Source organism: Sphingomonas sp. CFBP 13728, from assembly GCF_014841895.1.
Lineage (GTDB): Bacteria > Pseudomonadota > Alphaproteobacteria > Sphingomonadales > Sphingomonadaceae > Sphingomonas.
Genome location: NZ_JACYUS010000002.1, coordinates 644794 through 665699, shown reverse-complemented (window position 1 = coordinate 665699; position 20906 = coordinate 644794). Strand labels below are relative to the sequence as shown.

The window sequence follows — 20906 nt, the reverse complement described above, 5'->3', positions numbered from 1 at the left end:
CGGAGGGGGAGGATGCGCAACGACGGTAAACCCTTACCTCCCCCTCCGTCTGGCAAGCGCCAGCCACCTCCCCCTTGCGGGGGAGGATCGACGTCCAGCGCCTCTAGTCGTGCCAGCCTCAAACCACACCATCATGCCGGACTCGTTCCGGCATTCACCGTTCCGCAGATCCGAGGGAAATGAGAACGCGGAACGGTGGTCCCCGGAACAAGCCCGGGGTGACGCAGCAAGCAGGGACGGCGCCCCTTGTCCCGTTCGCCCTGAGCGTAGTCGAAGGGCATGCCCAATTCGCAGGTGCTTCGACTTCGCTCAGCACGAACGGGGGAGGGGGCACTCACTCTAGCGGCCCAGCACTCGACGTCCCTGCGCAACGAAAGGTAAGGGAGGGCGGAAATCTCTGAAAGTCCGACCGATGTTCGACCTCGAAGCCTATCTCCTCCGTGTCGCCATGCCCGCGCGGCCCACGCTCGATTCGATCGGCCTCGGCCGCCTCCAGCACGCGCACCGTCTCTCGATTCCGTTCGAAGACCTCGACGTCGTCCTCGGCCGCGGCATCGCAATCGACAGCACATCGGTCTTCGCCAAGCTCGTTACCGCCCGCCGCGGCGGCTATTGCTTCGAACACAACCGCCTCTTCCTCGACGCCCTCGCGGCACTCGGCTTCACCGCACGCCCGTTGCTAGCCCGCGTTTGGATCGCCGCAACCGACGTGCCGCCGCTCACCCATACCTTTGCGCTGGTGACGATCGACGGCCAGGACTGGATCGCCGATACCGGTTTCGGCGGCAGCTACACGCCGGTCCTCCCGCTCACCGATGGCGCCGAGGCAACCGCCCCCGACGGAGCCCGCTTCCGCCTCGAAGCCACCGAACAAGGTTGGATGCTGCTCCGCGACGGCGATCCGATGACGACCGACGGTCGCGGCGAGACGGGAGGGTTCCAGCCGCAATACAGCTTCACGCTCGCGCAGGTATTCGATGCGGATCTCGCGATGTCGAACCACTGGACCTCGACGGCCCCCGCCAGCCGCTTCACACATACGCCCATCGCCAGCATCGTCCTCCCAAACGGCTTCGCATCGCTGATCGGCCGCAACTACCGGCGGCGTTCGGGGACGGATACGACGGTCGGCGAGATCACCGATCCGCGCGTCTACCGCATCCGCATGAGCCTGTTGTTCGGGATCGACCTGAGCGTCGAGGATGTCGCCGCGCTCGGATTGTTCTGAAGTTCAACCCCACTTCCGTTCGTGCTGAGTAGCGACCGAGTAGCTCCGTCAGGAGCGTATCGAGGGTGCGTATCGAAGCATGGGTTCCACGCGCCAACCTGTCCTTCGATACGTCCTCTCGATACGCTCCGTTGGAGCTACTCGACGACTACTCAGCACGAACGGGAGGGGAGCAGGACTAACGGCAGCTTAAGCCCGCTCACGCTCCAGCAGATCATGCGCATCCAACCCCAGCAGATCGATATGCCCCAAGATCCGCGGCCACTGCGTCGTCACGAAATTCTCGCGCTCCGCTACACGCAAAGCTTCCGCAGCACCCGGCATCACGAACATCCCGACGCCACGCCGGACCTCGACATACCCGTCGTCCTGAAAGCTCTGATACGCCTTGGCGACCGTCAGCGGATTGGCACCCTGCTCGGCGGCAAACGCGCGGACCGACGGCAATTGGTCACCCGCACGGTAGTCGCCGCGAAGTATCCCCGCGGCGATCGTGCTGCGGAGGCGGATATATACGGGGCTGTCGTCGCTGCTGAGCGCTGTCATGCTGTTCTAATACAGCAATTAGCTCCAAAGTCGAGCCTTACGAGCCCCAATGGCTTACGAGCCGTGCCATTTCGGGGCGAGGCCGTTCGTCGAGCGCGCGCGACGGCGTGCCGATGAACATGAACCCCGCGATCCGCTCCGCCGCCGAGCCGAATGCATCGCGCACCACGTCCGAATAGGCCGGCCACCCGGTCAGCCAGCCGCCAGCAAACCCCTCCGCATGCACCGCGTGAAGCAGGTTCATGCACGCCGCCCCCGCTGAAAGCTCCTGTTCCCAAAGCGGAATCTTGCTCTCTTTCGGCGACGACAGCACGACCACCAAGGTCGGCGCCTGGTGCGCGAACTGGTCGAGCGACTCAAGTTCGGTCCGCGACGCCGAGGGCCGTTCCGCGAGGTACGCATCCGTGATCAACGTCGACAGAGCGGCGCGGTGCTCGTCCCCCACCACCACGAACCGCCACGGCGCGAGCTTGCCGTGATCGGGCGTCCGCGCCGCGATCTCGAGGATCGTCGCCAGCTGGTAGGAATCGGGGCCGGGCGTGATCAAATCGCGCGGCTTGCCCGATCGGCGGGTGGCGAGCAGCGAGAGCGGCGTGGAGCGATCGTTGAGCATGCTCCGGCAGATAGGCCCTGATGTGCGATATTTACAGTCCGGGCTTTGTCGTTAAGTTGCGCGCGATCGAGCGCCCGTCAGCGGCGCGCACACGGAGCATCACCACCACATGGCCAGCGCAATCCGAGCCGGCGGCGTTCCTGCCGATGCGAAGACGTTTTTCGGGCACCCGCGCGGGCTGTTCATGCTGTTCTTCGTCGAGATGTGGGAGCGCTTTTCGTTCTACGGCATGCGGGCGATCCTGGTGCTGTATCTCACCAAGCATTTCCTGTTCGGCGATGAGCCGTCCTACGCGATCTACGGCGCGTATACCTCGATGGTGTACATCACGCCGATCATCGGCGGCTATCTGTCCGACCGCTTCCTGGGGCCGCGCAAAGCGGTGCTCGCGGGCGGCATATTCATCACGCTGGGCCATCTGCTGCTCGCGATCGTCGAGGCGCCGCAGGGTGTGCACGGCGCTGCCCTCAACGGCTTCTACCTCGGTCTCGCCTTCATCATCGTTGGCACCGGCTTCCTGAAGGCGAACATCTCGGTGCTCGTCGGCAAGCTCTACGCACGCGAGGACATGCGGCGCGATGGGGCGTTCTCGATCTTCTACATGGGGATCAACACCGGCGCGTTCGTCGGCCCGATCGCGGTCGGCATCCTCGGCGAGACGGTCGGCTGGTCGTACGGCTTCGGCGCGGCGGGCATCGGCATGGCGCTCGGGCTGATCATGTTCATCCTGTTCCAGCGCGAGCTGCACGGTGTCGGCGAAGCGCCCGACGCTGCCGTGCTCGCGTCGAAGCCGGTTGCCGGGCTGTCGATCGAATGGCTGATCTATCTCGGCGGCATCGTCGGCGTCGCCGTCTCGTGGTGGCTGGTGCGGAGCCAGGGCGTCGTCGGTACCGCGCTGATCGTCGCGTCGCTGGTCACCGTCGGCTACATCCTGTGGACCGCGGTCGCGAGGCTGCCGCGCATCGACCGCGACCGGATCTTCGCCGCGTTGTTCCTGATCGCGCTCGCACCGCTGTTCTGGGCGCTGTTCGAGCAGACCGGCTCTTCGCTCAACGTCTACACCGACCAGTCGGTCGACCGCGTCGTGTTCGGCTGGACTATCCCCGCCTCGGTGTTCCAGTCGGTCAATCCGTTCTTCATCATCACGCTGGCACCGGTGTTCGCGGCGCTCTGGACCAGGCTCGGCAAGGCAGGGCGCGAGCCGAGCGCACCGTTCAAGTTCGGCATCGGCCTGATCCTGGTCGGCGCCGGTTTCTTCGCGCTCACGCTCGGTGCGCCTGCGCAAGGCCTGACCCCGGCGATCTTCGTCGTGCTGCTCTACATGCTGCACTCGATGGCCGAGCTCTGCTTCTCGCCGATCGGGCTGTCGTCGATGACGCGGCTGTCGGTGCCGAGCATGACCGGGCTGATGATGGGCACGTGGTTCCTCGCGACCGCAGGCGGCAATTTCCTCGCCGGCCTGATCGCACAGGCGACCGGCGGCGAGGGCGCGGGCGTCGGGCGGGTGCTCGAAGTGTACGGTCGGATCGGCTGGTTCGCGATCGGCGTCGGCGTGGTCGTGCTGGTGCTCGCGCCGTTCGTGACCAAGCTGATGCATCTCGACCAGATGGGTGCGGTCGATCACGCGATGGCCGGCCAGAACACGCTGGCCGAGCCGGACGCGGCTGGGCTCGACACGCGCGGCGAACAGATACCGCGGGGCTGACGCAGAAATCCCCCTCCCGCTTGCGGGAGGGGTTAGGGGAGGGCGCGACGTACGTACTGGCGTCCGGTCCGAGAGGCACGCCCCTCCTCCGACCCCTCCCGCAGACGGGAGGGGAGAAGATCAGATCCGCGTCATCGACAGCGCCTTTTCAGCATACCGCGGCCCGGCCGTTCCACCGCGCGGTGCAGCCGCATCGAGCTTCGCCAGATCATCCGCGGTCAGCGTGATATCCGCCGCCTTCATGCTGTCCTCCAGCGTAACCCGGCGCTTCGACCCCGGGATCGGCACGATGTCGTCGCCCTGCGCCAGCAACCACGCAAGCGCCACCTGCGCTGGCGAAGCGCCCTGCGCATCGGCAATCGACTTCACCACCGCGACCATTTCCATGTTCCTGGCGAAGTTCTCCTCCGAATACCGCGGGTCATTCCGCCGATAATCGCCCTCGGGAAGATCTGACCGCGCGGTAATCTGCCCCGTCAAAAACCCGCGCCCCAGCGGCGAATACGGCACGAACCCGATCCCAAGCTCGCGGCACAACGGCAGGATCTCGTCCTCCACGTCCCGCTCCCACAACGAATACTCGCTCTGCAACGCCGCGATCGGATGCGTCGCGGCAGCGCGCCGGATGGTGTCGAGCCCCGCCTCCGACAACCCGAGATGCCGCACCTTGCCCTCGCGAACGAGGTCCGCCATCGCGCCAACGGTATCCTCGATCGGCACGCCCGGATCGACGCGGTGCTGGTACAGCAGGTCGATCGTCTCGATCCCCAGCCGCTTCAGCGATCCCTCGCAAGCCCGCCGCACGTTGGCTGGCGTGGAATCAACCCCCGTCATCCCGTTCTCGTCGTAGCGAAAGCCGAACTTGGTCGCGATCACGACGCCGTCGCGCTTGCCGCGGATCGCCTTGCCGATCAGCTCCTCGTTGACCAGCGGGCCATAGATCTCGGCGGTGTCGAACAGCGTCACGCCAAGCTCGATCGCGCGGTGGATCGTCGCGATGCTCTCGTCGGCGTTCGCCTCGCCGTACATGCCCTTGCCGATGCCGGCCATCGGCATGCAACCGAGACCCAGCGCGGAAACCTCGAAATCAGGGCCGAGCGTGCGATACTTCATGCGGAATCTCCTGAGCGCCGTTCCCGTGATCGGACCGCGCTGCGACGGAGATGGTAACGGCGGTGTCCATCGTCACGTTCCCGACGGTCCGAAACAGGTCGGGTATGGTCTCGACTGCGATGAGCAGACCCAGCACCTCGAGCGGGATGCCCATTGCCAGCGCCACCGGCGCGACCGAGGCGACGAAGCTGATCGTGCCCGGCAGCGAGATCGACCCCATCGTGGTGATCGCCGCGGTCGCCACGCCCGCCGCCATCTGCCCCGGCCCGATCGGCAGCCCCAGCCAATGCGCGACGTACAGCGCGACGGCCAGGTTCATCGCCGGGCTGGTCGCGCGGAACACCGCGACCGACAGCGGCAGGACGATCCCGGCGGTGGCGGGCGACGCGCCGAGATCGGTCGAGGCCTTCAGCATCGCCGGCAGCGAGGCGAGCGACGATTGCGTACTGATCGCCACCGCCTGTGCCGGCGCGACCGCGCGTGCGAACCGGCCGAAGCCGACCCGCCCGCCGATCATCCCGATCGGATAGGCGGATAGCAGGACGATGAAGCCGATCGCCGAGACGCAGACGATATAGTGCAGCAACGCACCGAACGCCGCCGTACCGGTGCGCGCACCGACCCCGTAGGCGAGCGCGAAGATGCCGATCGGCGCCAGCTTCAGTACCCATTTGATGATGATCAGCAGCGCGTCGACCACCGCCTGGAAGAAGCCGGTCAAAACGCGGCGGCGATCGTCGGGCAGTTTCGTCACGGCAAACGCGAACGTCAGCGCGAAGACGGTGAGCGGCAGGAACGAATCGCTGGAGGCTGCGGCGACGATATTGGTCGGCACGATCGTGTCGAAGAACGCGCCGATCCCCGGCACCGGCCCGACCGGCGCGGCGCCGGTCAATGCGGCGCGCAGTGCAGTGGCGAGCCCGGCAGGCAGCGGGAACGCGTCGAGAATCAGTGGCGTGACCAGCGCGGACATGATCGTCGTGCTCCACAGGATGACGACGATCATCACCATCGCGCGCACCGTGATCCGCCCGGCGCGCGCCGCCTCGGTGGTCGCGCCGATCCCGGTCACGAGCAGCCCGACGACCAGCGGCACGATCACCATCTGCAACCCGTGCAGCCACGCCGACCCGATCGGCTGGGTCACCGCCGTCGCCGCGATCGCGTTCGCCGGCGACCACGCCGCCGCAGCGATGCCGATCGCGATGCCGCCGATCAGGGCCGCGAGAATCCGTGTAGTCTGCGACATGCTCGCCCTTCGTGGTCTACCGCGCTATCAACGGCGTCGAACCCCGATACCGGACGGAAAGCGCGCGCGATGGCAAGAAAATACTTCGGCACCGATGGCATTCGTGGCGCCACCAACGTCTCGCCGATGACCGCGGCAATGGCGATGAAGGTGGGCATGGCCGCCGGCGCGTATTTCCAGCGCGGCGATCACCGCCACCGCGTCGTCATCGGCAAGGACACGCGGCTGTCGGGCTATATGCTCGAATCTGCGTTGGTCGCGGGCTTCACCAGCGTCGGCATGGACGTGGTGATGGTCGGGCCGATGCCGACGCCCGCGGTGGCGATGCTGACCCAGTCGATGCGCGCGGACATCGGCGTGATGATCTCCGCCAGCCACAATCCCTATGCGGACAACGGCATCAAGCTGTTCGGCCCCGATGGCTACAAGCTGTCGGACGAGGCCGAGGCGGCGATCGAGGCACTGATCGACGGCGATATCCCGCTCGTCCCCTCCGACCAGATCGGCCGCGCGCGCCGGATCGAGGATGCGCAAGGCCGCTATATCCATTTCGCCAAGTCGACCTTCCCCGAAAATCTCCGCCTCGACGGCATGCGCGTGGTGCTCGATTGCGCGAACGGCGCCGCCTACAAGGTCGCACCCTCGGCCTTGTGGGAACTCGGCGCCGACGTCGTCGCGATCGGCGTCACCCCCAACGGCACCAACATCAACGACGGCGTCGGCTCGACCGCACCGCAGGCGCTTGCCGAAACGGTGGTTGCGAGCGGCGCGGACATCGGCATCGCGCTCGACGGCGACGCGGACCGGCTGATCGTCGTCGACGAGACCGGCACGATCGTCGACGGCGACCAGCTGATGGCGACGATCGCCGCCAGCTGGGCGCGCCAGGGGCGGCTTGCAGGCGGCGGTCTGGTCGCGACGGTCATGTCCAACCTCGGCCTCGAACGCCATCTCGCCGCGCAAGGGCTGGGCCTCGTCCGCACCGCGGTCGGCGATCGTCACGTGCTCGAAAAGATGCGCTCCAGCGGCTACAATGTCGGCGGCGAACAGTCGGGCCATATCATCCTCAGCGACTATGCGACGACAGGCGACGGCCTCGTCGCGGCGTTGCAGATCCTCGCCGAGGTCAAGCGCTCGGGCGCCCCCGCCAGCGAAGTGCTCCACCGCTTCGAGCCCCTGCCGCAGTTGCTCAAGAACGTCCGCTTCGCCGGCGGCAAGCCGCTCGATCACGACGCGGTCAAGGCGGTGATCGCCGAAGCCGAGGCCGAACTCGCTGGCAAGGGACGGCTCGTCATCCGCCCGTCGGGCACCGAACCGGTGATTCGCGTTATGGCGGAAGGCGACGATCTCGCCCAGGTCGAGCGCGTCGTCGACCGGATCTGCGACGCCGTCCGGAAGGCGGCCGCCTGATGCTCGAAATGCGCCCCACCTGCGAACGCTGCACCGCCGACCTCCCCGCCGACGCCCCCGGCGCGTTCATCTGCTCGTTCGAATGCACTTTCTGCGCGGAATGTGCCGACGCGCTCGACGAGCGGTGTCCCAACTGCGGCGGGGAACTGCTCGATCGCCCGACAAGGCTGGGCGAGGCACCGCCGCAAAAGCCGGCAGCGGGCAGGCGGCACTAGGGGCCGCTCGAGTAAACCCACCTCGCTCCTTACCGCCACCCCAACCCCTTCTACCACCCCGGCGAAGGCCGGGGCCCAAATGGGAGGAGGGTGCTAACCAAGGGCATCGCTCCGTTACTTCGGCCTTTCCAATTGGGCCCCGGCCTTCGCCGGGGTGGTTGAGGGGGCATACCCCTGTCCTACATCTCACCAGGTATGACATAGCCCAGCATATGACCGCCAACCGCGCTAAACCCCGATCAGCGACCCCAAACGGCGCCCAAACGAAACCGCGCGAGCGTCTACACTTTCTATACTTCACTTTTCCCGCCGACCTCCGATGACCGCCAGAATCCTCATAATAGCCGGCTCGGACTCGGGCGGCGGCGCCGGCATCCAGGCGGATATCAAGACCGTGACGATGCTCGGCGGCCACGCAATGACCGCCGTCACAGCGATCACCGCACAGAACACGCTAGGCGTGCAGGCGGTGCACCAGATCCCGACCGACATGGTCCTCGCGCAGATAGACTCGGTCGTCTCGGACATTGGCGTAGACGCAATCAAGATCGGCATGATCGGTTCGGCAGAAACTGCCAACGCCGTAGCCGACCACCTGACCTCCTTGTTCTCCCGCGAAGGCGGGAGCCCAGACTGGACTCCCGCCTTCGCGGGAGAACAAGGTAGGGAAGAGCACCATAACCCAGCACGCATCCCCATCATCTTCGACCCCGTGATGATCGCAACCTCCGGCTCCGTCCTCGCAGACAGCAACACCATCGCCGCGTTCACTCGCCTCATGCGGATCGCCACACTCGTAACCCCCAACCTCCCCGAACTCGCGGCACTCGGCGGGGAAGCCGCAATCCGCGCACTGGGCCCCGCCGTCCTCGTAAAAGGCGGTCACGCCGAAGGCCCAGACATCACCGACCGCCTCGTCACCGACGCCGGCGAAACCCGCTGGACCAACCCCCGCATTGAAACCCGCCACGCGCACGGCACCGGCTGCACGCTCGCCAGCGGCATCGCCACCGGCCTCGCCCAAGGCATGACGCTCGCCGACGCAATCGAGCGCGCCATCGCGTTCGTCCGCGCAGCGCTTGCGCAGGCGCCGGGGCTGGGTACAGGGCACGGCCCGATGGGACACGCGCTCGGCATGAGCCCGTTCGACCAGTTGAAAGACCGCTGATGCCCGGCATGAAACACGAAAAGCTCTGCGTCGGCCCCGTCGCCGGCGTCGACGAAGCCGGCCGCGGCCCGCTCGCCGGGCCGGTCGTAGCGGCTGCCGTGATCCTGCCCGCCAAGGGTGTCCCCCGCGGTATTGACGACTCCAAAAAGCTCTCCGCCTCCGAGCGCGAACGGCTCTGCGCGCGCCTCAAAGGCTGTGCGATCGTTGGCATCGGTATCGTCCAGCCGGAAGAGATCGACACGCTCAACATCTACTGGGCGACGATGAAGGCGATGACGCTCGCGGTCGACGCGCTGGCGGTCGAACTCGGCCAGGCCCCCGGCCACGTCCTGGTCGACGGCAACCGCTTGCCCCGCTGGACCTACCCCGCCACGCCGCTGGTCGGCGGCGACGCGAAATCGCTGTCGATCGCCGCCGCCTCGATCGTCGCCAAGCACACGCGCGACCTCATCATGATCGCCGCCGCCGACGTTCATCCCGAATATAACTGGCATTCGAACAAGGGCTATGGCTGCGCGCACCACATGAAGGCGCTCCGCGATCACGGGCCCACGCCGATTCACCGCCGCAGTTTCGCTCCCGTCGCCGCCGCCTATCTGGCGCGCGAGGGACTTTTCGCACAGGAAACGACGAGCTGAGTCTTTCGCGCCACACCCCAAGGGCTTGAGCCGCGAGTCTCCTACGACTCAATATCTGGACGAAGCCGACTCGATTGGCCGCATCGAGGGAATCTGGCCCAAACGCCGTTAACGAATGTTTGCTTGACGAAGTCGGACAATTCCGCCGCTATGGGCGTCGATAAGGGGCGGAAATCATGGGTTTGATCGACACGATCGCACGGCCGCGTGCGAAGAAGACAGTGGAGCCGGCGGTTCAGCCGGTCCTCCCGCTCGACCAGATCCTGCGCGGCGACTGCATCGAACGGATGAAGGCGCTCCCGTCGAACTCGATCGACATGATTTTCGCCGACCCGCCGTACAACCTCCAGCTCGGCGGTGAACTCTATCGCCCCGACGGCAGCCACGTCGACGCGGTCACCGACGACTGGGACAAGTTCGACACCTTTGCCGCGTACGACCGCTTCACCCGCGCCTGGCTCAAGGAAGCGCGCCGCATCCTCAAGGACGACGGCGCGCTCTGGGTCATCGGCAGCTACCACAACATTTTTCGCGTCGGTGCCGCCGTCCAGGATCTCGGCTACTGGATTCTCAACGACATCGTCTGGCGCAAGACCAACCCGATGCCCAACTTCCGCGGCACTCGCTTCACCAATGCGCACGAGACGCTGATCTGGGCGTCGAAGGGCGAAAAGGCGAAATACCACTTCAACTATCGCGCGATGAAGACGCTCAACGACGAGCTCCAGATGCGCAGCGACTGGGAATTCCCGACCTGCGGCGGCGGCGAACGGCTGAAGAAGAACGGCACCAAGGTGCATCCGACGCAGAAGCCCGAGGCGCTGCTCTACCGCATCCTGCTCGCGTGCACGAAGCCCGGCGACGTCGTGCTCGACCCGTTCTTCGGCACCGGCACCACCGGCGCGGTCGCCAAGCGCCTCGGCCGCAGCTGGATCGGAATCGACCGTGAAGGCGATTACATCGAAGCCGCGCAGGAACGTATCGAGGCCGCACTGCCGCTCGACGAATCGGCACTCGCGACGATGATGAGCCCGCGTACGCAGCCCAAGGTCGCGTTCGGCGTGCTGGTCGAGAACGCCTACCTCGCCCCCGGCGCGGTCCTGACCGACTCGAAGCGCCGCTGGCGTGCTACCATCCGCGCGGACGGCTCGCTGCTCAGCGACTGCGGCACGATCGGCTCGATCCACAAGCTCGGCTCGACCCTCCAGAACGCCCCCGCCTGCAACGGCTGGAGCTTCTGGCACTACGAAAGCGACAAGGGCCTGAAGCCGATCGACGACCTCCGCCAGACGTATCTGCTGGCAACGACGGTCTGAGCAAAGTTCCGTTCGTGCCGAGTAGAGACCGAGCGTAGTCGAGGGCTCGTATCGAGGTACATCTCCCTCGATACGCCATCTCGACACGCTCGATGTCTACTCGGGACGAACGGGATTGGGAGTTTGAACGGCCAGCGGTTTTAAGGAAAAGGGGATCATGACCAGTCTCCACCTCCGCCCCGTCCAGTTCGTCGACACCCCGATCGGCCACGCAGACGGCAGCGTCGCGCGCCTGGCGGGCGGCCTGCAGTGGTTCGCCGCGTACGAAGTGATCGAAGGCCGCAACCGCCGCACCATCCCCGTCGCCGAAATCGCGACCCTGGGCGAGCACGCCGCGCACCTCCACGCCGCCATCACCGCCCCCCGTGCGCCCCTCCAGCTCGGCGAACGCACGCTCCGCTTCGACCAGCCGATCGTCGCCGGCATCCTCAACGTCACCCCCGACAGCTTCTCCGACGGCGGCAAGCATGTCGACGACCCAGCCGCAGCGGCCGCCGCCGGAATCGACATGGCGGCAGCCGGCGCGACGCTGATCGACGTCGGCGGCGAGTCGACCCGCCCCGGTGCCCCCGCGGTCTGGGAAGGCGACGAGATCGCGCGGCTCGTCCCCGTCGTCGAACGCCTCGCACGCGCCGGTGCGATCGTCTCGGTCGACACGCGCAAGGCCGCCGTCATGGAAGCCACGCTCGCCGCCGGCGCGCACATCGTCAACGACGTCGCAGCCCTCCTCTGGGACGATCGCGCGCTGGACGTGGTCGCGAAAAGCGGCTGCCCGGTCGTGCTGATGCACTCGCCCGACCCGAAAAAGGGCGGACACGGCGATGGCGGCTACGCCAACGTCCTCACCGATGTCTTCGACTGGCTCGAAACCCGCATCGCCGCGGTAGTCGCTGGCGGCGTCGACCGGTCGCGGATCATGGTCGACCCCGGCATCGGCTTCGGCAAGACGCTCGCCGAGAACCTCGCGTTGCTCAACGGCCTCGCGATCTTCCACGGTCTCGGCTGCCCGATAATGCTCGGCGCGAGCCGCAAGCGGCTGATCGGCGCGCTCTCGAACGAAGCGCCGGTCGACCAGCGCCTCGCCGGTTCGCTCGCGCTGGCGCTGAAAGGTGCGGAGGCAGGCGTCCAGATCCTGCGCGTCCACGACGTCGCCGAGACGGTGCAGGCGGTGAAGATCTGGCGTGGCCTGCGCGATCAGTCGCTCGTTGGCGGCTAAGCGGGGCGGCTGATCGTCGCTGCATTGCAGCGAAACGCCACTTCGCGCATTAAAAGCCCTGTAAACAAGGGAGCTTTCGTTTGATCGTCACTGCAACACCGCGCTTCAGTCAAATTCTGAGCGAGGTCTGGCGCCCGTTGCTCGGCCTTTTCGTCTGGGATGTGATCGTCACGATCACCTATTACGTCCTGCCGTTCCACGCGCCCGCGCTCCCTCTGACGCTGTTCGGTACCGCGCTCGCGCTGTTCCTCGGCTTTCGCGATAACTCGGCCTATCAGCGCTGGTGGGAAAGCCGTGGCCTGTGGGGCCTGATGATCAACGCCTCGCGCAACTTGGCGCGTATGGCGCGCAACATGCTGCCCGAGCCCGAGGGTCACGACATGAAGCGGACGATCGTGCTCCGCCAGATCGCGTATGTGAACGCGCTGCGCTGCCAGTTGCGCAAGCAGCCCGCACCGCCCGAGGTGCTGCGGTTCCTGTCGAAGGAAGAGGCATCGTTCGCGCTCGAGCGCACCAACATCGCCAACGGCCTGCTCGACGGCACGGGCCGCCGGATCGACATCGCACGGCGCAACGGCTGGATCGACACCATCCAGCAGACGCAGTTTGAGGCGATCCTGGTCGACATCGCCAACGCGCAGGGCGGCATGGAGCGGATCAAGAACACGCCGTTGCCCAACCAGTACCGCTTTTTCCCGAGCCTGTTCACGCGGCTGTTCTGCGTGCTGCTGCCGATCGGTCTGGTCGAGACGCTCGGCTATGCGACGCCCGTCGGTTCGACTATCGCCGGACTGATGTTCCTCGCCGTGCTGCAGATCGGCGACGATCTGGTCGATCCGTTCGCGGACACGATTCACGACGTGCCGCTGAACGCGATGTGCCGGACGATCGAGATCGACCTTCTCCAGGCGATCGGCGACGAAGCACCAGAGCCGCTGCAGCCGGTCCACGGCATTCTCTGGTAGCACACCAGGCGAGTCGACAGGATCCGATCGCGGCGGACCGACCGTTGCAAAACGGCGGTTTTGTCGCGAGGCGGCGAATGAAGATCAGGCCGGGTTACGCCAACGTGCGCTGGGTCGTACGCAGTCGATCGGCGACGGCATTGACAATGGCAATGGCAAATAGAGGCGTCGGCGGAGGCAATCGACTAAACGAACTTCCGCCCATAAGCGGTCGTTGACCACTTGCAGCACCGCAATGAGTCTGTATTATAGTAGCAACACGGTAACGGGGCGAGCGTACATCCGAACGTTCAACGCCGAACTTCGTTGGCTCACAGGGGCGGTTTGAGATGCAACACGTAAACGCCTTTAGCGACGGCGAACTTCTGTTGGTCATAGGCCTTACGGGCTTAGTGGTCTGGTATATTACGAGGTACTGGACCATGCGCCAGATCAGCAAAGCGGCGCCGGGGAGCCAAAGCACCTCCGGCGGTCTGCTGGAACCGATGAAAGCCGAAAATGAGAAATTGCGTGCCCTTGTGGAGAGCCAGGAGGGCCGGATCCGCTCGCTCGAAACAATCGCGACCGACCCCGCTGAGCGCACCGCTCGTGAGATTGAGGCTTTACGGAACGCCTGACCTGAACCGTTACGCCAATGTCCGCAATCCTTCCCAAACCAGACGTTGCTTCACGCCGCGTTGTCGATGCCGAGTTCGCCGAGTTTGCGGTACAGCGTCGAGCGGCCGATGCCGAGGCGGCGTGCGACTTCGGTCATGCGGCCGCGGTAATGGCCGATGGCGAGGCGGATAACGTCGGCCTCGATCTCTTCCAGTGCGCGGAGATTGCCGTCGGGGCGGAACAGCGTGACGCCGCCTCCACCGATCGCCGCGGCAGCGGGCGTGCGCTGGCGGTTGCCCAGCGCCGCGATCTGCGGGAAATCCTCCTCGGTGAGCGCGGCATCCTCGCAGAGCACGGCAGCGCGGAAGAGCGCGTTCTGGAGCTGGCGAACGTTGCCGGGCCAGTCATATTGCACCAGCAGCGCCAGGGCGGAATCGGTGATCCCCAACGGCCGCAACCCCGGTTGCTCGGCGATCCGCGCCAGCAGATGGCGGGCGAGTGCGGGGATGTCGCCGGTGCGTTCGCGCAAGGGCGGTATCGTCACCTGGACGACGTTGAGACGGTAATACAGGTCTTCGCGGAACCGGCCGGCTTCGACCTCGTCGAGCAATCGCACGTTGCTCGCGGCGATCACGCGAACGTCGACTTCGCGGGGATGGCGCGCACCGATCGCGTGGACTTCGCCGGTCTGGAGCACGCGGAGCAGCTTGGCCTGCGCCTCCAATGGCATCTCGCTGACCTCGTCGAGGAACAGCGTGCCGCCATCCGCGTCCTGGAAACGGCCGATCTTGCGCTCGAACGCCCCGGTGAAGGCGCCCTTTTCGTGACCGAACAGTTCGGATTCGACGAGGTTCGCAGGAATCGCGCCGCAGTTGACGGTCGTCATCTGCTTCTTTGCGCGCGGGGAGGCAGCGTGAATCGCCTCGGCGACGACGTCCTTGCCGACGCCGATCTCGCCTTCCAGCAGAACCGCGACGCGGGCGCGGGCGGCCTTTGCGGCGATCGCCAACGCAGCGCGGAAATCGGGCGACGATCCGACGATCTCGTCGAACCCGAGCAATGCCGGGATCTTCTCGGTGAGGGGGCGGAGTTCGCCTGCCGACGTGCCGCCGACGGCGGTGTCGAGGGCAGCGAGAAACCGCTCGGGGGCGAGCGGCTTGACCAGGAAGTCGGTGGCGCCCGCCCGCATGGCCGCAACGGCGTGCGCGACAGATCCGTTGGCCGTGACCAGCAGGATCGGCAGCGCGGGGCGACGTTCGCGCAACGCAGCAATCAGGTCGGTCGCATCCGCATCGGGCGCCCAGTGATCGAGAATGATCGCATCGAGCTGCATGCCGTCCTGCGTGCCGAGCGTCGCGATCGCCATTTCGCCGTCAGTCGCGAAGATCGCGCGCCATCCGCCACGCGCGGCGAGTGCTGCCACCAGCCGCCGCTGCGCAGGCTCCTCGTCGATCAGCAATAGAAGGCGCTGCCCGTTGCGCGTCATGGCGAATCCTGTCCCGTTCCGGCACGTGCAATAGCCGCGCCGGGTAAAGGGCGACTTAAGTACCGGGCTTGGACATTTTGTATGTGCGCGATAAGGTCGGCTGCATAGAGCATAACACTCAGAGGATTGGGCACGAACCATGGCCGGCAACGGGGACATGAAGGCGCACGTCGCGACCTATTCGAGCGTGACGGGGATGATGAAATGGGGTGCCGTCGGGTGCGCACTGGTCGTCGCTCTCGTCATCTGGCTGATTTCCTGACGCGATGAAGATCGCCGTCCTCAAAGAGCAAGCGGACGGCGAGCGCCGGGTTTCCGCGACGCCGGAGACCGTGAAGAAATTCATCGCGCTGGGGGCGACGCTGGCGGTGGAGGCGGGAGCGGGCAATACCGCATCGATCGCCGACGCGGCGTATTCGGATGCGGGGGCTTCGGTGGGCGATCGCGCGGCAACCCTGGCCGGCGCGGATATCGTGCTTGGCGTGCAGGGGCCTGATCCCGCGGGGCTTGGCGGCATTTCGCCGGGAGCGTGGATCGTCGCGAGCCTCAATCCCTTTGGTGCCGGTCCCGATGGCGGGCGGGCGAGGATCGATGCGTATGCCGCGGCGGGCTACGAGGCGCTGGCGATGGAGTTCATGCCGCGGATCACGCGCGCGCAGTCGATGGACATCCTGTCGTCGCAATCGAACCTGTCGGGGTACAAGGCGGTGCTCGATGCCGCCGCCGAATATGGTCGCGCGTTTCCAATGATGATGACCGCGGCAGGGACGATCAGCGCGGCCAAGGCATTCGTGATGGGCGTTGGCGTCGCCGGGCTTCAGGCGATCGCGACCGCACGGCGGCTCGGCGCTCAGGTGTCGGCGACCGACGTGCGCGCGGCGACCCGCGAGCAGATCCAGTCGCTCGGTGCGAAGCCGATCTTCGTCGAGAATGTCGCCGGGATCGAGGGCGAGGGAACGGGCGGGTATGCCGGCGAGATGTCGCCCGAATACCAGGCTGCGCAGGCGGCACTCGTGTCGGGGCACATCGCCAAGCAGGACATCGTCATCACGACTGCGCTGATCCCCGGACGTGCCGCACCCCGCCTGATCTCGGCGGCACAGGTCGCCAGCATGAAGCCGGGCTCGGTGATCGTCGATCTCGCGGTCGAGCAGGGTGGCAACGTCGAGGGCTCGGTCGCGGGTGAAGTGGTCGTGGTGAACGGCGTGAAGATCGTCGGGCATCGCAACGTGCCGTCTCGGTTGGCGGCAGACGCCAGCGCCTTGTTCTCGCGCAACTTGTACAACTTCCTCAACGCCTTCTGGGACAAGGAGGCGGGCAAACCCGTACTCGACGCCGAGATCGGCGATGCGATCCGCCTGACGCAGGGCGGCAAGATCGTGAATCCAAGGCTGCTGGCATGATAATCCTCCCCGGCACGGGGAGGAGGACCGGCGCAGCCGGTGGAGGGGGCGTCCCGCACATGCTACGCCCCGAAGTATCACTAGCACGCAAATTGCGGCGCGAAATGAGCCTTCCGGAAGTGCTGCTATGGGAGCAGTTCCGGGGACAAAAGACTGGCGTCAAGTTCCGCCACCAGCATCCCATCGGTCCATACGTCTGCGACTTCTACTGCGCCGCCGCCAGGCTCGCGGTCGAAGTAGATGGCGAGTTCCATGGACGCGGCGACCGTCCCCAACGCGACGCCGATCGCGACCAGTTTTTCGAACAGAATGGCTACCGGGTGCTGCGAGTGGCGGCAGGCGACGTGCTGAGGGATATCGAGGCCGTGGTGACGATGATTGTCTCGTCCGCGGCCAGCCCCCTCCACCAGCCTGCGGCCGGTCCCCCTCCCCGTGCCGGGGAGGAATGATGGACTTTATCGCGATCCTGTCGATCTTCGTGCTGGCGTGTTTCGTCGGGTATTTCGTCGTCTGGGCGGTGACGCCTGCGCTGCACACGCCGTTGATGGCGGTGACCAATGCGATCTCCTCGGTCATCATCGTCGGCGCGCTGATCGCCGCCGCTGCGGCCGGCATCGGCGCCGGATCGGGCGTCGCCAAGGCGCTCGGGCTGCTCGCGGTCGTGCTTGCAAGCATCAATATCTTCGGCGGTTTCGCGGTCACCGCGCGGATGCTGGCGATGTACAAGAAAAAGGAACGACCGGTCGCGCCTGCCACGAGCAAGTGAGCGATACGGACGTGAGGGGAACGCGCGATGCATGAACTGACGGTCAGCCCTTGGGCATCGCTCGCCTATCTGGTCGCAGGGGTGTGCTTCATCCTCGCCCTGCGCGGGCTTTCGAGCCCGGCGTCGAGCCAGCGCGGCAATCGCTTCGGCATCATCGGCATGACGATCGCGGTCGTGACGACGCTGGTGACGCATGTGCCCTTCGTCCAGCATGCTCTGGTCGCGGACACCGGACCCATGATAGTCGAGCGCGCTATCGACTGGACCACCGTCGTCGAAATCCTCGCGGCGATCGGTGTCGGCGCTGCGATCGGCCTCGTCACCGCGCGACGGATCGCGATGACCGCGATGCCGCAGCTCGTGGCCGCATTCCACTCGCTCGTCGGTCTCGCCGCGGTGCTGGTCGGCGTTGCGGCGTATCTCAACCCGCAGGCATTTGGGATCTCCGACCTCGTAATTCCGCTGATCGGCCAGCCGTTCGCGGTCATCCACCCGGTCAGCCGGATCGAACTCGGGCTCGGCGTGGCGATCGGTGCGATCACCTTCTCGGGTTCGGTCATCGCGTTCCTGAAGCTCAATGGCAACATGGGCGGAAAGCCGATCATGCTGCCCGGCCGCCACGTCATCAATATCGCGCTGCTCGCCGCCATCCTCGGCCTGATCGCGTATTTCGTCACCAATCAAAGCGCCTGGATCTTCTGGACGATCACGCTTCTGAGCTTCGTCATCGGCTTCCTGCTGATCGTCCCGATCGGCGGCGCGGACATGCCGGTGGTCGTCAGCATGCTCAATTCCTATTCGGGCTGGGCCGCCGCCGCGATGGGCTTCACGCTCCACAACAGTGCGATGATCATCACCGGCGCGCTGGTCGGCAGCTCGGGCGCGATCCTCAGCTACATCATGTGCCGCGCGATGAACCGCAGCTTCATCAGCGTGATCGCGGGCGGCTTCGGCGCGGTCGCGGACACCAGCGGCGGCGCGGTCGCGAGCGATCGCCCGTGGAAGCGCGGCTCGGCGGAGGACGCCGCGTTCCTCATGAGCCAAGCGGAACAGGTCATCATCGTTCCCGGCTACGGCATGGCGGTCGCGCAGGCGCAGCACGTCCTGCGCGAGATGGGCGACAAGCTGAAAGCCGAAGGCGTCCGCGTGAAATACGCGATCCACCCCGTTGCAGGCCGTATGCCGGGGCACATGAACGTGCTGCTGGCCGAAGCAAACGTGCCGTATGACGACGTGTTCGAGCTCGAGGACATCAACAGCGAGTTCGCGCAGACCGATGTCGCGTTCGTGATCGGCGCGAACGACGTGACGAATCCGGCGGCAAAGACCGACAAGTCGTCGCCGATCTACGGCATGCCCGTGCTCGACGTCGAAAAGGCGAAGACGGTATTGTTCATCAAGCGCTCGATGGGTGGGGTCGGCTATGCCGGGGTCGATAACGAGCTGTTCTACCGCGACAATACGATGATGCTACTCGCCGATGCCAAGAAAATGGTCGAGGATATCGTCAAGGCGCTCGATTGATCGAGGCTCATTAGGTTCCCAACTCCGACGAAACTCGATCCAGTTCGGGTGTAACTCTTGGTCTGACGCAGGTTAGTCTCGCTACCACAGCGGAGACCTTGATGACCCGACCGGACAACGCACCTCATGCGGCAAATTACGATACCGGGATCGACGCGGTCCTGGTCGCTGCTACGGGCGCGTCAGACCGGCTCACCGTCGCGCTCAACGCTCTACGCGGGAGGATCGTAGGCCGGTTCGATTGGCAGACCCCGTTCGGCGATCACGCCACGCCCCAGGTGATCGTCCTCGAAGCGATCGGCGTCGATGACGCGCTGCTCGAGGAGCGGCTGCCTGCGATCGTCGACCAGGCGGTTGCCGTGCAGGCAGGCCTCGTGGTTGCCCTGACGTTCGACCAGATCGATGTCGTGACGGCAGCAACGCTTGGTGGCGGCACGCGATTGCTGGTGAACCCGACCGTCAGCGATTGCGTCGCGGCGATCGTCGTCGCAGCGGAGACCGCACGCAGCCCCACCGGCGTGTTCGACGTCGGTCGCGAGACCGATGGCACGCGACTGGAGCGGCTGAACACGGAGGTTGCGCGGATCGCCGAAGCGCTGGCGCGCCTAACGCGCTCCGCGATCGAGGATGATGCTCCAGCGGCGGCGATCGTCGGCGACCGGACCAATCGCTACGGTGCGCCGCCGTCCTTGGCCGAGCCGAGTGCAGCGGATGTTCGTCGGGCGATCCGCGCCCGGCGGTTGCGCGACCAGTTCTTCGGCCCGACGCTGTTCGAGGATCCCGGCTGGGACATGCTGCTCGATCTCTATGCCGCCGAACTGGAGCGGGGCCGCGTTTCGGTGTCGAGCCTGTGCATCGCCGCCGCGGTCGCGCCCACCACTGCGCTGCGCTGGATCGCGCGGATGACCGACACCGGGCTGTTCGAACGCCGCCCCGATTTGCACGACCGGCGGCGCGCCTTCATGGTGCTCTCCGACCGCGCAAGCGAAGCGATGCGCGGGTATATCGTGGCCACCAGAGGCGCAGACCTGCGGATTCCGTGATTTTAGCTTGCCCCCGCCGCCCGGCTTTGGCATCGGACATCCACCCGAGAGGGGCGATTAGCTCAGTTGGTAGAGCGTCTCGTTTACACCGAGAATGTCGGCGGTTCGAGCCCGTCATCGCCCACCATCCTCTATAGTTCGCGGACCAGCCGCACGGCGACCGCGATCCAGGCCGGATCGGCGATGGTCAGCGACTGCGTGCCTGCGCCCGATGGCAAGACGGTAGCGCCGCCGTCGCATCCAGTCAGCCGTCCGAATGCGAACCTCCCGGCCGGTTGGGGGACAAGGACGTCGCGGTTGAGCGCGGTTGTGAAATCATCGGGTCCCAGCGTCGCCGCCCAGATCACATCGCCCGCGCGGTAATCGCCCGTGCCGTTCACGACGGTGATGGCGATCTGGCCCGGCGCGACCTGGGGTGGCGGTGCCGTCGTGGTTCGCCGCGGTGCGTGGGCGCCACGGCCGTCTAGGATCGCGGCGACGGGCAGGTCGGTACGGTCCGGCAATGTCACGAGATCGCTCGCCTCGACGCCCAGCGCCGCGGCAATCCGGTTGAGCCAGCCGATCGAGACGGTGCGCGTGCCGGTCTCCAGCCGCCCGATCGTCTGCGCGGTGGTCGGTGGATCGCAACGCCTGGCGACGTCCTCCAGCGTCAGTCCCTTGGCGCGGCGGACTTCGCGAATGGCGGTAATCATTGAAATTCGATCA

22 protein-coding genes and 1 tRNA gene are annotated in these 20906 nt (G+C 66.1%); 17 read left to right on the top strand and 6 right to left on the bottom strand.

Features of this window, described 5'->3' with window-relative positions; genetic code table 11:
* Positions 1-412: 412 nt before the first annotated feature.
* Positions 413-1228: an arylamine N-acetyltransferase family protein gene (locus IFT67_RS12005; RefSeq protein WP_192238483.1), complete on the top strand. Its 816-nt coding sequence runs from the start codon at positions 413-415 to the stop codon at positions 1226-1228.
* 189 nt (positions 1229-1417) lie between these two features.
* Here the strand turns inward: IFT67_RS12005 and IFT67_RS12000 are convergent, their stop codons facing one another.
* Both IFT67_RS12000 and IFT67_RS11995 read right to left on the bottom strand, forming a co-directional pair.
* Complete coding sequence (locus IFT67_RS12000) at positions 1418-1774, bottom strand: GntR family transcriptional regulator (protein WP_056053547.1); 357 nt, start codon at positions 1772-1774, stop codon at positions 1418-1420.
* Positions 1775-1811: 37 nt separating this feature from the next.
* Positions 1812-2387, bottom strand: a complete 576-nt coding sequence (locus tag IFT67_RS11995; RefSeq protein ID WP_192238482.1) for a nitroreductase family protein — start codon at positions 2385-2387, stop codon at positions 1812-1814.
* A gap of 109 nt (positions 2388-2496) precedes the next feature.
* Here IFT67_RS11995 and IFT67_RS11990 point away from each other — a divergent pair, with 109 nt between their 5' ends.
* Entirely contained in the window at positions 2497-4092 is a 1596-nt protein-coding gene (locus tag IFT67_RS11990; RefSeq protein WP_192238481.1) for a peptide MFS transporter, read from the top strand.
* A 120-nt stretch (positions 4093-4212) separates the two neighbouring features.
* Here IFT67_RS11990 and IFT67_RS11985 read toward each other — a convergent pair whose 3' ends face one another.
* Together IFT67_RS11985 and IFT67_RS11980 are read right to left on the bottom strand one after the other, a co-directional pair.
* Positions 4213-5205 carry an aldo/keto reductase gene (locus IFT67_RS11985; protein ID WP_192238480.1) on the bottom strand — a complete coding sequence of 331 codons (993 nt, stop codon included), beginning with the start codon at positions 5203-5205 and terminating at the stop codon, positions 4213-4215.
* Entirely contained in the window at positions 5180-6454 is a 1275-nt protein-coding gene (locus IFT67_RS11980; RefSeq protein ID WP_093398346.1) for a dicarboxylate/amino acid:cation symporter, read from the bottom strand. The genes IFT67_RS11985 and IFT67_RS11980 overlap by 26 nt, the downstream gene beginning before the upstream one ends.
* A gap of 69 nt (positions 6455-6523) precedes the next feature.
* On the opposite strand from IFT67_RS11980, the gene glmM reads away from it, so the two are divergent.
* From glmM to IFT67_RS11940, 8 genes are all read left to right on the top strand, one after another.
* Positions 6524-7864, top strand: coding sequence for a phosphoglucosamine mutase (glmM, locus tag IFT67_RS11975; RefSeq protein ID WP_192238479.1), 1341 nt, complete (start codon positions 6524-6526; stop codon positions 7862-7864).
* Positions 7864-8079 (top strand): DUF1272 domain-containing protein, encoded by a 216-nt coding sequence (locus IFT67_RS11970; RefSeq protein WP_056053527.1) that lies wholly within the window; start codon positions 7864-7866, stop codon positions 8077-8079. The genes glmM and IFT67_RS11970 overlap by 1 nt, the downstream gene beginning before the upstream one ends.
* Positions 8080-8398: 319 nt before the next feature.
* Positions 8399-9247, top strand: a complete 849-nt coding sequence (gene thiD / locus IFT67_RS11965; RefSeq protein WP_192238478.1) for a bifunctional hydroxymethylpyrimidine kinase/phosphomethylpyrimidine kinase — start codon at positions 8399-8401, stop codon at positions 9245-9247.
* Complete coding sequence (gene rnhB / locus IFT67_RS11960) at positions 9247-9885, top strand: ribonuclease HII (protein WP_192238477.1); 639 nt, start codon at positions 9247-9249, stop codon at positions 9883-9885. The genes thiD and rnhB overlap by 1 nt, the downstream gene beginning before the upstream one ends.
* A gap of 176 nt (positions 9886-10061) precedes the next feature.
* Positions 10062-11201 carry a site-specific DNA-methyltransferase gene (locus tag IFT67_RS11955; protein WP_192238476.1) on the top strand — a complete coding sequence of 380 codons (1140 nt, stop codon included), beginning with the start codon at positions 10062-10064 and terminating at the stop codon, positions 11199-11201.
* 157 nt (positions 11202-11358) lie between these two features.
* The gene (folP, locus tag IFT67_RS11950; RefSeq protein ID WP_192238475.1) at positions 11359-12417 is read left to right on the top strand and encodes a dihydropteroate synthase; all 1059 of its coding nucleotides are present in this window, start codon (positions 11359-11361) and stop codon (positions 12415-12417) included.
* Positions 12418-12497: 80 nt separating this feature from the next.
* Positions 12498-13382: a bestrophin family protein gene (locus tag IFT67_RS11945; RefSeq protein ID WP_192238474.1), complete on the top strand. Its 885-nt coding sequence runs from the start codon at positions 12498-12500 to the stop codon at positions 13380-13382.
* A 422-nt stretch (positions 13383-13804) separates the two neighbouring features.
* Positions 13805-13999, top strand: a complete 195-nt coding sequence (locus tag IFT67_RS11940) for a hypothetical protein (RefSeq protein ID WP_192238473.1) — start codon at positions 13805-13807, stop codon at positions 13997-13999.
* Positions 14000-14049: 50 nt separating this feature from the next.
* Here IFT67_RS11940 and IFT67_RS11935 read toward each other — a convergent pair whose 3' ends face one another.
* Positions 14050-15465 carry a sigma-54-dependent transcriptional regulator gene (locus tag IFT67_RS11935; protein WP_192238472.1) on the bottom strand — a complete coding sequence of 472 codons (1416 nt, stop codon included), beginning with the start codon at positions 15463-15465 and terminating at the stop codon, positions 14050-14052.
* A gap of 139 nt (positions 15466-15604) precedes the next feature.
* Here IFT67_RS11935 and IFT67_RS11930 point away from each other — a divergent pair, with 139 nt between their 5' ends.
* From IFT67_RS11930 to IFT67_RS11900, 7 genes are all read left to right on the top strand, one after another.
* Positions 15605-15727, top strand: a complete 123-nt coding sequence (locus IFT67_RS11930; protein WP_082441508.1) for an aa3-type cytochrome c oxidase subunit IV — start codon at positions 15605-15607, stop codon at positions 15725-15727.
* A gap of 4 nt (positions 15728-15731) precedes the next feature.
* Positions 15732-16868, top strand: coding sequence for an NAD(P) transhydrogenase subunit alpha (locus IFT67_RS11925; RefSeq protein ID WP_192238471.1), 1137 nt, complete (start codon positions 15732-15734; stop codon positions 16866-16868).
* Positions 16869-16972: 104 nt separating this feature from the next.
* Positions 16973-17317, top strand: coding sequence for an endonuclease domain-containing protein (locus tag IFT67_RS11920; protein ID WP_244647341.1), 345 nt, complete (start codon positions 16973-16975; stop codon positions 17315-17317).
* Complete coding sequence (locus IFT67_RS11915) at positions 17317-17634, top strand: NAD(P) transhydrogenase subunit alpha part 2 (protein ID WP_056487475.1); 318 nt, start codon at positions 17317-17319, stop codon at positions 17632-17634. The genes IFT67_RS11920 and IFT67_RS11915 overlap by 1 nt, the downstream gene beginning before the upstream one ends.
* A 27-nt stretch (positions 17635-17661) precedes the next feature.
* Entirely contained in the window at positions 17662-19158 is a 1497-nt protein-coding gene (locus tag IFT67_RS11910) for an NAD(P)(+) transhydrogenase (Re/Si-specific) subunit beta (protein ID WP_192238469.1), read from the top strand.
* A gap of 101 nt (positions 19159-19259) precedes the next feature.
* The gene (locus tag IFT67_RS11905) at positions 19260-20201 is read left to right on the top strand and encodes a MarR family winged helix-turn-helix transcriptional regulator (RefSeq protein ID WP_192238468.1); all 942 of its coding nucleotides are present in this window, start codon (positions 19260-19262) and stop codon (positions 20199-20201) included.
* Between the two features lie 51 nt (positions 20202-20252).
* Positions 20253-20328: transfer RNA gene (locus IFT67_RS11900), tRNA-Val, on the top strand.
* A gap of 4 nt (positions 20329-20332) precedes the next feature.
* Here IFT67_RS11900 and IFT67_RS11895 read toward each other — a convergent pair.
* The gene (locus IFT67_RS11895; protein WP_192238467.1) at positions 20333-20893 is read right to left on the bottom strand and encodes a helix-turn-helix domain-containing protein; all 561 of its coding nucleotides are present in this window, start codon (positions 20891-20893) and stop codon (positions 20333-20335) included.
* Positions 20894-20906: the final 13 nt, after the last annotated feature.